The sequence below is a fragment of the Methylobacterium sp. 275MFSha3.1 genome, assembly GCF_900108435.1.
In the GTDB taxonomy this organism is placed as follows: Bacteria; Pseudomonadota; Alphaproteobacteria; order Rhizobiales; family Beijerinckiaceae; genus Methylobacterium.
On the sequence record NZ_FNWP01000002.1, the window covers coordinates 253,019 to 268,801 of the forward strand.

Consider the following 15,783-nt stretch of genomic DNA (forward strand, 5'->3'; position numbering starts at 1 on the left):
GGGCATATGTGGACGTTCCGCTGGCGACCCATGCCGGCCGCCCGGATCGCGGCCAAGCTTTCGCTCAAGGCGGTCATCTGCGACCGGCCGCGCACGGTCGGTAGCCATCGAAGTCGGCGGCGACTGTACCTGAGATTCCCTGTTCGAAGCAGTTCAACGCGGCGAACTCGTGACCTCGAGCAGTTTATGTCGCGAGCAACGTCGGTACTCTCGCCCCCCCGGCGAACGCAGCCGTCGCCGTGAGTGCGCTCATCGACCGGTCCCCTGCTGCATCCGCTGGCGGGGCTTCGAATGCCGTCGCTTGCTCACCCTGCCGAAGGGCAGGCGCAACGTCGCGATCACCGGATAGACGGCGGGAAGAACGACGAGCGTCAGCAGCGTCGCGGTGATCAGGCCGCCGATCACCACCGTGGCGAGCGGGCGCTGCACTTCCGCACCCGCGCTGGTCGAGAGCGCCATCGGCAGGAAGCCGAGCGCTGCGACAAGGGCCGTCATCATCACCGGGCGCAGGCGCCTCTCGGCCGCCCGGGTGGCCGCCTCCCGCGGGTCCAGGCCGGAAGCTTCGAGGTCGCGGATGGTGCTCGTCAGCACCACGCCGTTCAGGATCGCGATGCCGAAGGTCGCGATGAAGCCGATCGCCGCCGAGATCGAGAACGGCATGTCGCGCACAGAGAGGGCAAGGATGCCCCCCGTCGCGGCCATCGGCACGTTGAGGAAGATCAGCCCGGCGCGGCGGATGTCGCTGAACATCACGACGAGGAGGACGAGGATCCCCGCCAGCGCCGCCGGCACCACCACCGAGAGGCGGGCGGTAGCCTCCTGCAGGTTCTGGTACTGGCCACTCCATTGCAGCGCGTAGCGGGGCGGCAACTTCACCTGATCGGACACGGCCTTCTGCGCGGCGTCCACGAAGCTCTGCACGTCGCGGCCGCGGACGTTGGCCTGGATCGAGATCCGCCGCTGCAGCCGCTCGCGGCTGATCTGGGCCGGGCCGGAGGTGACCTCCACCGAGGCCACCATCGCGAGCGGCACCGTCATGGCGGGACCGGTCTCCTTGCGCGGCCGCCCCACCGGCAGGGCGCGGATGCGCTCGATGTCGCTGCGGTCGGCCGGGTCGAGCCGGACCACGATGTCGGTGATGGAATTGTCGTCGCCGTAGACCATGCCGGCGGTGCGCCCGCCGATGCTCTCGACCACGTCGAGCACGTCCGAGACGTTGATCCCGTAGCGGGCGGCCTTGACCCGGTCGACCCGGATCGAGAGCGCAGGCATCCCGGCCTGCGCCTCGGCCTTCACGTCCGCCGCGCCCTGAATGCCTGAGACCACCCGCACGATGGAATCGGCCGTGTCCTTCAGGACCCTCAGATCGTCGCCGTAGAGGTTGATCGCGACGTCGCCGCGCACGCCCTCCAAGAGGTCGTCCATCCGCATCTGGATCGGCTGCGAGAAGCTGTAGGCGACGCCCGGCACCTCCTCCCGGAGGCGCTTGTCGAAGGCCGCGACGAGCCCTTCCTGGCTGTCGGCGGTCCTCCAGGTCGAGGGGTCGGTCAGGGTGATGAAGCTGTCAGTCGATTCGACGCCCATCGGGTCGGTCGGGATCTCGGCGCTCCCGGTGAGGGAGACGATCCGCTTCACCTCGGGGAAGGATTTCAGCACCCGCTCGATGCGGGTGACGGTGGCGAGCGAGGCGTTCAGCGCGATGCCGGGCAGCTTCTCGGAGGTGATGACGATCGAGCCCTCCGACAGCTTCGGCAGGAACTCGCCCCCGAGACGCGTGGCCATCGCGCAGGAGCCGGCGAACAGGGCGACCGTCGTGAGCACGGTGGCGAGCGCGTGCCGCTCGGCCCAGCGCAGCACCGGCGTGTAGACACCCCGCACCGCGTGGACGAGACGCGTCTCGCGCTCATTGACACCGCGCCCGGCGAGAAAGAGCGCCGCGAGCGCCGGCATCAGGATCAGGGTGACGACGAGCGACGAGGCGAGCGCCAGGATCACCGTGAGCGCCATCGGGGCGAACATCTTGCCGGCCACGCCTTCCAGCGCGAGGATCGGGACGTACACGATGATGATGATCGCCACCGCGAAGATCACCGGGCGGGCCACCTCGGCGGCGGCGTCGCGGATCACGTCGTGGGCCGGGCGGTCCGGGTGCTCGCCCCGGGCGCGGAGCACGTTCTCGATCATCACCACCGCGCCGTCGACGATCAGCCCGAAATCGATCGCCCCGAGGCTCATCAGGTTGCCCGACAGGCCGAGCAGCCGCATCCCGGCAAACGCCATCAGCATCGAGAGCGGGATCGCGGCGGCGACGATCAGCCCTGCGCGCAGGTTGCCGAGCAGCAGGAGCAGCACCACGATCACCAGCACCGCCCCCTCGAGGAGGTTGTGCTCCACCGTGCGGATGGTGCGGTCCACCAGCGCGCTGCGGTCGTAGAACGGGACGATCTCGACCCCCGGCGGCAGTTGCTGGCGCAGGGCGGCGATCGTCTTCTTCACCTCCGCGACCACGGCGCTGGCATTCTCGCCGTAGCGCATCATCGCGATGCCGACGACGGTCTCGCCTTCCGCGTCGTGGGTGACGGCGCCGAGCCGGACCTTGGGGGCCTCCTGCACCGTGCCCAGCGTGCCGAGCGTCACCGGCACGCCGCCGGGGCCCGTCGCGACGACGATGTTCGCGATGTCCTCCGGGCCCTTGGCGAGGCCGAGGCCGCGGATCGTCTCCTGCTGGTCGTTGTGCTCGATGTAGGCGCCGCCCCGGGCGGCGTTGTTCTCGGCGAGCGCCGTGTAGACCTGGGCCAGCGTCACGCCGTAGCGGCGCAGCGCGTCCGCCGAGACGCGGACCTCCTCGGTCGGCATCTGGCCGCCGTAGATGTTCACGTCGGCGATTCCGGGGGTGAGCTTCAGCTTCGGCGCGATGGTCCATTGCAGGATGCGCTTGAGCTGCATCGGCGTGTAGGCGGGCCCGCGCAGCTCGAACTGGTAGATCTCGCCGAGCCCGGTCGCCATCGGACCCATCTGCGGATCGCCGACTCCGGCGGGCATCAGGCTCTTGGCCTGGGGCAGGCGCTGGAATACCTCCGCCCGCGCCGCTGTGACCGACACGGATTCGTCGAAGGTGACGTAGACCGCCGAGACGCCGGCCCGGGACGTCGAGCGGACGTTGGAGAGCCCCGGCGCGCCGGCCATCGCGTTCTCGACAGGAAAGGTGACGAGCCGCTCGACCTCCAGGGGGCCGAGCCCCGGCGACAGGGTGAGGATCATCACCTGCTTCGGCGAGATGTCCGGCACCGCGTCGATCGAGAGACCTTCGAGGTTAGCGGCTCCGCCCGCCGCCGCGGCCAGCGCGATCATCAGCACGAGGAAGCGGCGGCGGACCAGGATGGCGAACCAGCTCTTCATCGCCGGCGCTCAATCCGTCGAGCCGAGAAGGCTGCGCAGCAGGATGGCCTTCAGGCCGAAGCTGCCCGCGGTCGCAACACTCTCACCCGCCGCCACGCCTCGGCGCACCTCCACCCAGTCGGTGCGCTGGATGCCCAGCGTCAGGGCCCGCCGCTCGAACCTGTCCGGGGCCGTGCGCACGAAGGCGATGGGGCCGGTGTCCGTCTGCTGCACGGCCGCCGCCGGGATGGTCACGCCGTCGCGACCGAGATCAGCCCCGACCGTCACCGAGACGAAAAGGTTGGCGCGCAGGAGCTCCTGCGGGTTGTCGAGTTCGATCCGCGCCGGCGCCGTGTTCGTCGCCGGATCGAGGGCGGCGTTGACCGAGCGGACATGGCCCTCGAAGGGCGGATGGCCGGGCACCGGGCTCTCCACCGAGACCGCATCCCCGGCCTTCACCCGGGAGATGTCGGCCCCGTAGAGGTTCGCCAGCACGACGACACGGGTGGGATCGGCCACCGTGAAGGCGTCGCGCCCGGTATCGACGACCTCGCCCAGGGTGATGCCGACGCTCGTCACCACGCCGGCAATCGGCGTGACCACGGCGCTGGTGCCCGGCGCGGCGCCCTCGGCCGGGGCGAGGCGCTGGTACTGCGCCCGGTACATCTCCGCGTTCGCCTGCGCAGATTTCACCGCCGCCTGTGCCTTGGCGAGATCGACCTGCCGCCGCTCGACCTCGGCTTGCGCCACGCCCCCGAATTTCAGCTGCTCCAGCCCACGCTTCACCTGGAGCGCCGCCACCGCCTCGGAGGCCCGCGCCTCGCCGAGGGCGGCTTCAGCCGCCTGAAGCCCGTTGCGGGCGTCGAGGAGGCCGGCGGCATCGAGGGTCGCGAGCGTCTGCCCCGCCGTCACCCGGTCTCCGGGCTGGACGGCGAGGCTCAGTACACGTCCCTGCGTGCGCGGCTTGAGATGCGTCACCCGCCGCTCGTCGAAGGCGACGGTGCCCGGCGCCCGCACCGGGAGCACGATCCGGCGGGTCTCCGCCGTGCCGAAGGCCAAGCCGATCCGCGTCTGCCCCGCCCCGTCGAGGGTGACGAGATCGGGGTTCGCCGGGGCGTCGTCGGAACGGTCCGCCTTCGCCTCGGGGACCGCGGGCGGGGCGAGGCCAAGGCCGGCGAGGAGTGGGCCGCGATAGGTCCAGCCCGCGAAGGCCACGGCGGCCAGCACCGCCAGGATGAGCAGCACTCGCGGCGCGCGGCTCCGGCTCACAATCGGAGCCGGCGCGGAGGCATCCCCGCGCCCGAAGCCATCGGTCTCGGATGCCTCGGAGACCTCCGCGGGGGGCGCGGACGCTTCGGTGTTCAGCGACATGGACAGGCAGCTTGCCGACCGGTCGGGCCGGACGCTCCGCGGATGAGGTTCATGCGTCGAAGCCGGTGGGGAGCACCTCGTCGCTGACGAAGCGCCCGGTCTCGACCTCGCGGATCACAACCTCGAAGCCCTCGCCGCGCCATTCCCGCAGGCGTTCGACGGAGACATAGGTGCGGGTCTCGACGTCGTAGAGCCGGCTCTGGGCGTAACGGTTGATGAGGCGGCGGGGCCGCCGCTTCCGGGGCATGTGTGGACTCCCTCAGCGGTGGGGGATCGCGGCGGATGCGGGGAAGCGGCGTAGCAGGAACAACATCGGAGGAGCCCGCTGAGGATCGCGCCCAGCCGAACAGGGCCCGAGGTGCGCGCTAGAGTCATTCTAATAAATTGGACGAAGCCGATGGGGCGCCACTAAATTCTGGTTCACAGTCGCTTCCTCGCGCAGACCGCAGGGCCGACATGCGACACACTGGCAACGCGGGAGGACCGGGTTCACGTGGCGAGGCTGCTGCTGATCGAGGACGACGGGGACACGGCCGGGGACGTGCGCGACGACCTGCGCGGGCGCGGCCACGAGGTCGCCTGGGCCGCGACCGGGCCGGACGGCGCACGCTCGGCGCGGCAGGGCGGCTGGGACGCGATCATCCTCGACCGGATGCTGCCCGGCCAGGACGGGCTCGGCGTGCTGCAGGACCTGCGCCGGGACGGGGACCGGACACCGGCCCTCGTCCTGAGCGCGCTCGGCGACGTCGACGAGCGCATCCGCGGCCTCCGGGCCGGTGGCGACGACTACCTCGCCAAGCCCTTCGCGCTCGGCGAACTCGCCGCACGGATCGAGGCGCTGCTCCGCCGCCCGGTCGACACCCGCGAGACGCTGCTGCGGGTCGGAAGCCTGGAGATCGATCTGATCGCCGGGACGGGCCGGCGCGGCGCGCGCGACCTCGACCTCCTGCCTCGGGAACTCAAGCTCCTCGCCTATCTGATGCGCGCGCCCGGTCGGATCGTCACACGGGCGATGCTGTTCGAGGAGGTCTGGAACTACCGCTTTACCCCGAAATCGAACCTCATCGACGTCCATCTCGGCCGCCTGCGCCGCAAGCTTGAGGCGGCCGGGGAGGCGCCCCTGATCCAGAACGTCCGCGGCGTCGGTTTCACCCTCACGCCCGATGACTGACCTCCTGCGCTCGACCACCCTGCGGTGGGCGGTGGGGATCGCCCTGTGGTCGGTGCTTCTCGCCCTGACGATGTTCGCCTTCATCTACTGGCAGACGGCCTCCTACCTGCGGGAGGAACTCGCCGAGACCCTGCGGCTGGAAGTCCGCGCGGCCGCCGCCGACCCCGCCGCCACGGCGTTGCGGGTCGACACCTGGACCGCCATGGACCCGCATGCCCGGCACTATGGCGGCGACTTCGCTCCGGACGGCGTCCGGCGCGCGGGTAACCTCGATGCGATGCCGAAGGGGCTGCCGCGGGACGGGGATGCCTACCGGGTGAACGCCACGGTGGAGGTCGGGGGCCGCAGCCTCGCCGACGAGATCTGGGCCGCGGCCCTGGCGCTGCCCGGTGGCGGCACGGTGGTGATCGCCCACGACACCGACGACATCGACCGGGTGCGGGTCACGACGCTGCGGGCGCTCGGCCTCGGGCTACTGCCGATGCTGGCGCTCTCCGGGATCGGCGGCCTCGTCCTCGCCCGCCGGGGCCGCAGGCGGTTCGCCGCCACCGAGGTGGCGCTCGCCGAGGTGATGCGCGGCAACCTCGGCAAGCGCCTGCCGGTCGGAGGCCGGGGCGATGAGTTCGACCGCCTTGCCGCCAACGTGAACCGCATGCTCGACGAGATCGAGCAACTGATGGGCGAAGTCCGCAGCGTCGGCGATGCCGTCGCCCACGACCTGCGGACGCCGTTGACCCGCCTGCGGGCCCGGCTGGAACGCAGCCGGGCGCAGGCGCGAACGGTGGCGGAATTGCACGAGGCGATCGATCAGGGCCTCGCCTGGATCGACCAGACACTCGCGATGGTGACGGCCGTGCTTCGGATCGGCGCGATGGAGGAGGGCCGCCGGACCGCCTTCGCGCCGGTCGACCTCGGGGAGGTCGCCGCTGCGGCGGTCGATTTCTTCGAGCCCGAGGCTGAAGAGAGGGGCGTCCGGCTCGTCCTGTCGGCGGTGGGGCCTTTCACCGTCCACGGCGACCGGGACCTCTGCTTCGAGGCCCTGTCGAACCTCATCGACAACGCCGTGAAGTTCACGCCCCCCAGAGGGACCGTCCGGGTCGGGGTCGCCTGGACCGGCCAAGCGATCGAGGTGGCCGTGGAGGATACCGGCCCAGGCCTGCCGGCGAGCGAGCACGAGAAGGTCTTCCGCCGCTTCTACCGCGCCGAGATGTCCCGCCAGACCCCCGGCAACGGCCTTGGCCTCAGCCTGGTCGCCGCCATCGCCAAGATTCACGCCGCAAGCGTGAGTGTTCGCACGTCGGAAAAGGGTGGTTGCCGTTTCGCGATGACGTTCCCGAATTTGACCATCGAAGACCGCACGTCTTCTGCTTATTGGACGGCTTCGAGAAAAGGTCCGCTTGTCAATTCTTGAATGAATTTCTGGCCCTGCCCGCTAAATGATCTGCCAATGGGCTCGCGTATCAAGAAGCGTCGCGGCACGTCTGCTTCCATGTCTATGCCAGTCGAAAGCGGGCCGTTTCAGATCCACCCATCTTGGACGTTCAGAAGAGCGCGTCGTGGTGGTGACCTGGCCGGTCACTAGGTCGAGCGGGGCGCGTTCGTGCCGGTCCTGCAGAGCTTCGCCACTGAGCGCTCTGTGTTCACGGCGCTGTGGCCGGAGAGCCGACGCGGCGATCCAAACGTGAAGGCTTTCCCGGCATTCCTCGGTGGTATGCTCCCATCCCCGACACCTTGGGACAAGCTGTTCGAAGGTGCGGCGAGGCCGTGAGCGGTCCCCGTGGAGATGTCCGCTTCGGGACATCCGCCGGTCGGAAGCAGGCGGGCAGGAAGCCACCCGAAACAGTCTGGCAGATAGTCAGCAGAGCTTCCCAGAAACGGCCGTTCGCCGATCCGGCGCTTCGATCGTGCGCGTCCCGGGCGGCGAACTCTACGACCGAACGTGCTCCCACACCTTGGAGATGACGACCGATCCCTCGCCGACCGAGGCTGCGACCCGCTTGACGGAGCTGGCGCGGACGTCGCCGACCGCGAAGATTCCCGGATGCGACGTCGCGTAAGGCGAATGCGCGCCGATCGCGTCTCCGGTCAGGACGAAGCCGTGGCCATCGAGCTCGACGAGCCCCGAGAGCCAGCCGGTATTGGGGGCGGCGCCCACCATGACGAACACGGCGCAGGTCGAGATCCTGCGCGTCGCTCCGTCGGCGACGGTGCGGATCGTGACCGCGTCGAGATGGTCGTCGCCGTGCAGGTCGGTGACTTCGGCCCCGTACTCGATCGTGATCGCCGGGTCTGCCTCGAGCCGGCTCGACAGGTACCTCGACATGGAGGTGGCGAGCGATTGCCCGCGCACCAAGAGGCGAACGTGCCGCGCTGAGCGGCTGAGATACATCGCAGCTTGGCCCGCCGAGTTGCCGCCGCCAATAATGATTGCCTCGGCATTCCGGCAGTAGCGCGCCTCGATCTCCGTCGCAGCGTAGTAGATGCCGGCGCCCTCGAACGCTTCGAGGCGGTCGATCGGCAACCTTCGGTACTGGACGCCGGTCGCGACGACGACGGCCTGTCCCCGAACGCGCCGGCCGTTGTCAAACGTCGCACAGAACGATCCGTCCTCGAGCCGCTCCAACTTCGCCACCCGTCGCGGCATCGCGAAGCGAGTGCCAAACTTCATCGCCTGGATCTCGCCGCGCCAGACGAGGTCGGCGCCCGAGATCCCGGTCGGGAAGCCCATGTAGTTCTCGATCCGGCTCGATGTGCCGGCCTGACCGCCGATCGCCACATCCTCGATGACCAACGCGCGCAGCCCCTCTGCACCCGCATAGACGCCCGCTGCCACCCCGGCCGGCCCGCCGCCCACGATGAGGACGTCGAAGGCCTCGTCGTCGACGAGGTTGTAGTCGAGGCCGAGCAGCCGCGCGACCTTGGCGGGCGTCGGCTCGGTCACGACCACGTCCCGGCCGAAGATGACCGCCGGTCGGTTTGCCGAGATCGAGCAGGCCGTTGCGACGCTTGCCGCCTCCGGGCTGCCCAACGGATAGGTCCTGTAGGGAAGCCGGTTGCGGCTCGCGAACTCGGCGATCCGCCGCACGCTCCGGTCGTCGTCCTCGCCGATGAGCACGAGCGTGCCGTCGTGCGAGTCGAGCTGCCGCCGCCGCCGTGCGGCGAGGACTGTGATGATGATGTCCGACATCTCCGGGATCTCGGACATCAGTCGCAGCATCTCGGGGCGCGGCACCTCGGTGACGACCGTATCTGCGCTCGCCCGCATGGGCATCGACCAAACGCCGCCGTTCAGGAACGAGATTTCGCCCATGAACTGGGTCGGACCGAGGGTGGATGGGAGATGGCGCTCGTCCGTGAAGGGATTCACGACTTCGATCTCGCCGGCCTCGACATACACGAAGCGATCGGCTGGCTCACCGGCACGGACGAGAAAGGCGCCTGCGGAGTAGTGCTTCTCGGCCCCGATCGCCCGCAATGCGGCGACATGCGATGCAGCGAGGGGTATGCGCTGCATCTCCCGCAGGTCACGGCCGATCGTTTCCAAGGGTCGCTCCCGTCGTAGGCCATCCGCTGCGGCGCAGCATCGATGGCTCGGCCGCTACAGGCAAGACCCTCGATGTTTGATCCCGCGGTGTGGTGGTACGGTCGACCGTCATGCTGCGAGGGATGCCCCGACGACAGTCCAGAAGTGGCGAACGCGGCAGACGACAGGTGATGCCGCTATGGGGCCGGAGCAGTCCCGTTCGACGGTTCTGCCCCCAGAGGCGGAGGTCATCATCGTCGCCTTCCGCCGGCATACCCTGCTGCCGCTGGACGACTGCCTCTACGGCCTACAGCCCACGATCCCGCACCTGACCCGCTCGTCGCTGCACCGCTGCCTGGAGCGGCACGGCACCAGGCGCCTACCGGACGGAAGGCGACAAGCCCGAGAAGAAGCGCTTCGCCGATCACCCCACGGCTACATGCACATCGATATCGCCGAGCTCAGGACAGAAGAAGGCAAACTTGACCTGTTTGTGGCCATCGACCGAACCTCGAAGCTGGCTTTCGCCAAGCTGGAAGCAGAAGCGAACCGCTACACGGCATCGGACGTCCTGCGCGCGCTGACGAGACGGAGGGACATGGGTTGCCGCTGCGAAAGCGCAGCGATCCTGCTACCCTGCGCACAGCCGTCGCCGCTCGGTGGCGCACCTCAGCGCGAGGCAAGTCGATCATGCATAGCGCGGCGATCAGGTGGCTCGTTGTCGCGCTCGCGGGCTTCGTGAGCACCGAAGCTGTCGCGCGGCGTTCTCGAGCGAGCAGCCCCGTCCCGCGCGGCGCGACTGCGTTCTCCCCCTTCGCCTTCCCGCGGCCGCCCAATACCGCGCCGCGTCCCGCCGGCGACGGGATCATCCACTGGAACACGCCGAACAAGGACGGCAACCTCGGCGGACCCGGAACAGGGGGAGGGGGCGGCGGTGGAGGCTGACCCCGCTCAGCTTCGCCATCGGGCGCCCGTGGTCCCGCACCCCGTCGCGGAAGGGGCGTCTCGGGAGCAGCGGCGGCAACCCTCAGGCAGGGACGCCTGTCAGACCGCACTCAGGCCCATCAGCACGACGGCCATTTGCCAGCCGACCACCAGCATCGCGGCGATCCACACCACCGTCGCCACGCCGCCCGCGACCATGATCATCGTGAGGAAGCGATCCATCCAGGGACGCATGGATTGATCCTGAACCGACACCGTCTCGATGTGAGCCATGATTCACCGTCGCATCAGCGTACCGAGGCGATGTCCGCAAGCTTGGTTCCTGCGGCGGAGCACACAGCCCGCCCGCCAGTCAGGCATACAGGAGGTAGAGCACGGTCGCCGGAGCGATCACGACATTGGCTGCACCGAGGCACACGAGAATCGTCACGGCTGTCGCATGGAGGTTCGGCCTGTTCTTGAACATCCATTCTGCAGGGAATGCGAGTACTGTGATCGGCAGCATGCAGAGGACGATCGAGATCCACAGCAGTGCGCCCGGCACGAAAATCAGGAGACCGATCCGGCTTCTCGGCAACCACTCCGTCCGTTGATCGCGTGCAAGGATGGCTTCCGACATCTGACGCGCCGTCCCCTCTTCCAGATGGCTAATACAACTAAAAGTTGTATATGCCGGATTAGCGTCACCTCAACGGGAAATCCCCCGGCGCCTCGGGTTCGGATTACGCAGAACCTGAGCAGCACCCGCCGTTGCGTTGCCCACCTGCCGATGGGCCTGTGAACACAGCAGGATGCCGGCGCCCGACAGGGTGACCGGTAACGCGTTCCAGACTCAGCGGCGGCGAGCGACCCTCGCCGCGACCCAATGTGAGGCGGGCGCGGGGCTCGGAAGCGCATCTCCGGCCTCGAACCTCGCCACCTCATGGTCCGTGCCGCCCCCGGACCTGCTCTGAAGCGGGTTGTGGACCTCCTCAACACGGAGAACACCCGATACCCGAAGACCGAAGACACGGAAGACCCGCGGAGGCCGCCTACGCTGCTGGGCGCGAGGCCCGCGTCGGTGCTGAGCGGCAGACCGCTCCTTCCGCCTGCTCCGGATGCGGCAGGGCTTGGCTGACGTCCCGGCGGTGGGCCTCTCGCGAAGGACCGCGATAAGAGCGTCGTCGCGAAGCGGGAGACCGGAATCCGAGCGCTCCGGCTGGCGCAGGTCGATCCTGCCAGCCTCATGCAACAATCGGAGCAATCCTCGCGACATCCAGCTTGACCATAAGGCCGCCTCGGAACAGCCGAGCTGACGAGGCCACGATGACCAAGCCGATCACCCTGACGAACCGTCTCGTCGACGCCGTCGTGACGGCCGCCATGGCGTTCAGTCTCGTCGTGCACGCCCAGGTCATGATCCTGCCGCCGCACTTCGTGTGACGGACGATCGAACGTGGAGGATGCCGAATTGTCTCACCCGCTGTCGCGCGCGTGAGAAGGGGCCGTCGGCCCCGGCTCGGCAGTGCCGAGCAGCTGATCCCTCGCGAACCCAGCAGTTTGCCACATTGAACCACCACCGTTTCATGCACGTATGCGTTGTATATGGAACTTGGAGGTTGTGATGCAGGCATCCGAATGCTGCATCATCCGGGTATCTATCGCCGCGAGCCTCGGCTGGCTCATCGCGATTACCCTGATGTGGAAGCATGGCGTGCTGGCCGCGCTGATCGTCAGCCCCTTGTTCGGGACCGCGGCGGCGATCGCCGCCATGACCCTGTTCTGGTTCGTGAGCCTGTTCGTCTCCTGCGAACCCATCGGGCCGCGGGCGTCTGACACCAACCGGTAGCAGGATCGGAGAAGGTCGCAGCGCCGAGCCATGTGCACCGGGATCGGCTTGGCGCCGGCCGGCGCCCGATCGGAGCCGGGCGCGTCGGGGCGTGTCAGGTCCGCATCCTGCGAGGAGCAGGCGCAGCTGCTAAGACGTGGCTATGAAGCGGAGACCGCCTGACCGACTCACGACGATCGCGTTTCTCGCGGTCACCGCCGCGCTCGCAGCCGTGCTCGTTGTGAGGCTTCGTGACCCCACGCCTCCGCACCGTGGCCCCCTGCCCAGTTCATCCGCCGCCAGGCGATGATGCTCCACAGCCCGCGTTGAACAAATGCAGCGGGTGGAAGCGGAATGGCTTCTCGCATGCGCGCCGCCCGCGAAGGCGGACGTGCGTTGGCCGGTGCTTCCCCGTGCTCGGACCGGCGTTTCGCCGAGCGCGACACAGTCGGTCCTGTGGGGATCGGCTCCGCGATCTCGGCAGGTTCCGTGACCGTCCATGCGAGCGACCGGGCGGATCTCACTTCTCCCGGAACGCCCGCCGGGCTTGATCGACGAGCGGCTTGGTGAGGTAGGACAGCACCGTTCGATCGGCCGTGCGGATGAAGGCCTCCACGGGCATGCCGGGCATCAACTTGGCCCCGTCCAGTCGCTTCATCTCCTCCTTCGTCACGCCCAGGCGAACGAGGTAGTAGAAGCTGCCGGTCCGCTTGTCCTCGCTCACATCGGCCGCGATCCGGGTCACGCGCGCGTTGAGCTCGGGTGTCGTCCGCTGGTCGAAGCTCGGGAAGCGCAACCCCGCGGCCTGACCGGTCTGCAACCGGTCGATGTCCTGCGGCGCCACACGAACCTCCGCGACGAGGGAATCCGCGGTCGGCACGATCAGCATGATCGGCTCGCCCGGGGAGATCACACCGCCGCGCGTGTGGACCGCGAGTTCGTGCACGTAGCCGGTCTGCGGCGCGCGGATCTCGATGCGCTGCAGCTGGTCGAAGGCCGTGATCCGCTGCTCGGTCAGCGTCGCCGCCTTGGCGCGGTTCTCGGCCAGCTCCTTCGCGACGTCGCTGCGGAGATTCTGCTCGAGCTGGATGATCTGCAGCTCGGTCTCCGAGACCTTGCCCTTGGTCTGCGCGATGTTGGCGACGAGGACGCCGCGCTCGCCTTTCAGGCGGGACATGTCGCGCTGGAGGCTCGTGAGCCGGGTCAGCTGGATGAGGTTCTTCCGCCAGAGATCCTCGACACCCTCGTACTCCCGCCCGATGATCGCGGTCTCCTGCTCCTTCGCGGCGGCCTGCTCGGACAGGCCTTTGATCTCCTCGTTCAGTTGCCCGACCCGCTCGCGGAGCTGCGCCTTCTGGCCCTGGAGCGCGTCCTGTCGGAAGCGGAACAGCTTGCGCTCGCCGTCGACGATCCGGGCCACATCCGGTCCGGCTCCCTCGAGTTCGGGGGCGATGGCGAGGCTCGCGCGGCCGTCGCGTTCGGCCTCCAGCCGGGCGTTGCGCGCCGCGATCTCCCACAGGCTCTTGGTGACGCTGTCGTAGGTGGCCTTGGCGGTGGTCGCGTCCAGGCGGACCAGCAGGTCGCCCGCCTGGACGCGCGCGCCCTCCTGAACCGGCAGTTCGGCGACGACGCCGCCGGTCGGATGCTGGACCTTCTTGATGTTGCTCTCGACCACCAGCGAGCCCGTGGCGATGATGGCGCCGGACAATTCCGTCGCCGCCGTCCAGGCCCCCGCGCCCGTGGCGACCACGATCACGGCGGCGACGCCGGCGACGTGCCGCCGCAAGGAGCGGCGCGTCTCGAAAGTCGGATCCGTAGCCGGCCCGTCAGGCGTGCGATCCGTCGTCATGCGACCCTCGTGGGCGTCTGCCGCGTCAGGGCGTTCAGCTTCGACAGAACTTCGTCGCGCGGGCCGTGCAGCTGCACGCGCCCGTCCCCGAGGACCAGGATGCGATCGACCGCCGCCAGGGCGCTCGGCCGGTGCGCGATCACCACGACGATGCCGCCGCGGGCGCGCACGCCCTGCACGGCGGCGGACAGGGCGCGATCGCCGTCGACGTCGAGATTCGAGTTCGGCTCGTCGAGGACCACGAGGAACGGATCGCCGTACAGCGCCCGCGCGAGCGCGATCCGCTGCCGCTGACCCCCGGAGAGGCCCAGGCCGCCGGTACCGACGCGGGCGTCGTAGCCGCCCGGCAGCCGGAGCACGACCTCGTGCACGCCGGCGGCCCGGGCAGCCGCCAGCAGGGCCTCGGGGTTGGGCTCGGGATCGAAGCGCGTGATGTTCTCGGTGATCGTGCCGTCGAACATCTCGATGTCCTGCGGCAGGTAGCCGACCGCGCGCCCGAGGGCATCGGGATCCCACTGATCGATCGCCGCGCCGTCGAGGCGGATCACGCCGCGGTTCGGGCGCGCCAGTCCGACGAGGGCACGGGCGAAGGTGGACTTGCCGGAGCCGCTGGCTCCGATCACCCCGAGGGCGCTTCCGGGCGCGAGGGCGACGTTGACGTCGTGGAGCACCGGGGTGTCGGTCCCGGGCGCCGCGATCGACAGGGCCGTCACGCGCACGCTCTCCCGCGGCGCCGGGAGCGGCGTGAGGGCGGCGGGCTCCCGCCGGGGCAGGAACGCGACGAGGCGGCCCCAGGCCTGCCGGGCGCCCGAGAACGACTTCCAGTTGGCGATCGCCAGGTCGACCGGGGCGAGGGCGCGCGCGGACAGGATCGTGGCGGCCAGCATCACGCCGGCCGTCGCCTCCTCGCGCACCACGAGGAAGGCGCCCAGGCCGAGGATGCCGGATTGCAGCACCGTGCGCAGCAGGCGCGCCGTCGTGCCGAAGCCGATGGCCAGGTCGTTCCCGTACGCCGCGACGTCGAGGTTCCGCCGGGCCCGGACCTGCCAGAGCTCCGCGATGCGGGACCGCATCCCGAGCGCCGAGAGCAGCGGTGCCGTCCGGTGCGCCATGTCGGTGAAGGACCGGCGCTCACCGGCCGTTCGGACGGCCTCCTGGGTGGACGCGGACGAGGCCCAGTCCGTGAGGATCGTCAGCACGCACAAGAACAGGGCACCCCCGGCCACCGCCGCGCCGAGCCAGGGATGGAACAGGAAGCAGACCGCGACGTAGAGCGGCACCCAGGGCAGGTCGAAGAAGGCGCTGACCGCCATGCTCGACACGAAGCCGCGGACGGTGTCGAGATCGCGCAGGGCCTGGGGCCCGTCATCGCTGCGCGGCATCTCGGCGCCGCGGACCAGCAGGGTCCGGAAGATCCGCGGACCGAGGCGCTCGTCGACGAGGCGCGCGAAGCGCGCCAGGATCCGGGCACGGAAGATCTCGAAGACGCTCTGGATCACGAGCAGCATCAGCGTGATGCCGGCGAGACCGACGAGCGTCGCGATGCTCCGGCTCGGCAGCACCCGGTCGTAGACCTGCAGCATGAAGATCGGGGCCGTGAGCATCAGCAGATTGATCAGACCGCTGACGATCGTCACGGTGATCAGGCACGTGCGCCCGGCCCTGACGGCGGACCAGAACTCGCGCCGCTTCGCGACACGCAACACGCGTTCATCGATCACAGGTCGATCCCTCGGCTT

Annotated in this window: 11 protein-coding genes and 1 pseudogene; 4 read left to right on the forward strand and 8 right to left on the reverse strand. The window is 69.4% G+C overall.

Going from position 1 to position 15,783, the window contains the following annotated elements; translation table 11 throughout:
* Window positions 1-249: 249 nt before the first annotated feature.
* The 3 genes from BLW78_RS01140 to BLW78_RS01150 all read right to left on the reverse strand — a co-directional run bounded on the left by BLW78_RS01140 (window position 250) and on the right by BLW78_RS01150 (window position 4,996).
* On the reverse strand, window positions 250-3,399 hold the full coding sequence (locus BLW78_RS01140) for an efflux RND transporter permease subunit (protein WP_091675869.1): 3,150 nt from the start codon (window positions 3,397-3,399) through the stop codon (window positions 250-252).
* Window positions 3,400-3,408: 9 nt separating this feature from the next.
* Window positions 3,409-4,623 (reverse strand): efflux RND transporter periplasmic adaptor subunit, encoded by a 1,215-nt coding sequence (locus tag BLW78_RS01145; RefSeq protein WP_244526702.1) that lies wholly within the window; start codon window positions 4,621-4,623, stop codon window positions 3,409-3,411.
* 175 nt (window positions 4,624-4,798) lie between these two features.
* Window positions 4,799-4,996 carry a polyhydroxyalkanoate synthesis regulator DNA-binding domain-containing protein gene (locus BLW78_RS01150; RefSeq protein WP_091675875.1) on the reverse strand — a complete coding sequence of 66 codons (198 nt, stop codon included), beginning with the start codon at window positions 4,994-4,996 and terminating at the stop codon, window positions 4,799-4,801.
* Window positions 4,997-5,242: 246 nt separating this feature from the next.
* Between BLW78_RS01150 and BLW78_RS01155 the strand changes: the two genes are divergently transcribed.
* Together BLW78_RS01155 and BLW78_RS01160 are read left to right on the forward strand one after the other, a co-directional pair.
* The gene (locus BLW78_RS01155; protein WP_020091096.1) at window positions 5,243-5,920 is read left to right on the forward strand and encodes a response regulator transcription factor; all 678 of its coding nucleotides are present in this window, start codon (window positions 5,243-5,245) and stop codon (window positions 5,918-5,920) included.
* Window positions 5,913-7,331: a HAMP domain-containing sensor histidine kinase gene (locus BLW78_RS01160; RefSeq protein WP_091675878.1), complete on the forward strand. Its 1,419-nt coding sequence runs from the start codon at window positions 5,913-5,915 to the stop codon at window positions 7,329-7,331. The genes BLW78_RS01155 and BLW78_RS01160 overlap by 8 nt, the downstream gene beginning before the upstream one ends.
* Window positions 7,332-7,847: 516 nt before the next feature.
* Here the strand turns inward: BLW78_RS01160 and BLW78_RS01170 are convergent.
* Window positions 7,848-9,464 (reverse strand): FAD-dependent oxidoreductase, encoded by a 1,617-nt coding sequence (locus BLW78_RS01170; protein ID WP_091675881.1) that lies wholly within the window; start codon window positions 9,462-9,464, stop codon window positions 7,848-7,850.
* A 76-nt stretch (window positions 9,465-9,540) separates the two neighbouring features.
* On the opposite strand from BLW78_RS01170, the pseudogene BLW78_RS01175 reads away from it, so the two are divergent.
* Window positions 9,541-10,026 (forward strand): annotated as a pseudogene (locus BLW78_RS01175) (IS481 family transposase); the annotation flags it as partial.
* A gap of 461 nt (window positions 10,027-10,487) precedes the next feature.
* Here BLW78_RS01175 and BLW78_RS31235 read toward each other — a convergent pair.
* Together BLW78_RS31235 and BLW78_RS01180 are read right to left on the reverse strand one after the other, a co-directional pair.
* On the reverse strand, window positions 10,488-10,661 hold the full coding sequence (locus BLW78_RS31235; protein WP_165923179.1) for a hypothetical protein: 174 nt from the start codon (window positions 10,659-10,661) through the stop codon (window positions 10,488-10,490).
* 79 nt (window positions 10,662-10,740) lie between these two features.
* Complete coding sequence (locus BLW78_RS01180) at window positions 10,741-11,007, reverse strand: hypothetical protein (RefSeq protein ID WP_091675883.1); 267 nt, start codon at window positions 11,005-11,007, stop codon at window positions 10,741-10,743.
* A gap of 984 nt (window positions 11,008-11,991) precedes the next feature.
* Here BLW78_RS01180 and BLW78_RS01185 point away from each other — a divergent pair.
* Window positions 11,992-12,216, forward strand: coding sequence for a hypothetical protein (locus tag BLW78_RS01185; RefSeq protein ID WP_020091090.1), 225 nt, complete (start codon window positions 11,992-11,994; stop codon window positions 12,214-12,216).
* Window positions 12,217-12,715: 499 nt separating this feature from the next.
* Here the strand turns inward: BLW78_RS01185 and BLW78_RS01190 are convergent, their stop codons facing one another.
* Window positions 12,716-14,044 (reverse strand): HlyD family type I secretion periplasmic adaptor subunit, encoded by a 1,329-nt coding sequence (locus tag BLW78_RS01190; protein ID WP_091675886.1) that lies wholly within the window; start codon window positions 14,042-14,044, stop codon window positions 12,716-12,718.
* Window positions 14,041-15,750 (reverse strand): type I secretion system permease/ATPase, encoded by a 1,710-nt coding sequence (locus tag BLW78_RS01195; protein ID WP_244526704.1) that lies wholly within the window; start codon window positions 15,748-15,750, stop codon window positions 14,041-14,043. The genes BLW78_RS01190 and BLW78_RS01195 overlap by 4 nt, the downstream gene beginning before the upstream one ends.
* Window positions 15,751-15,783 lie beyond the last annotated feature (33 nt).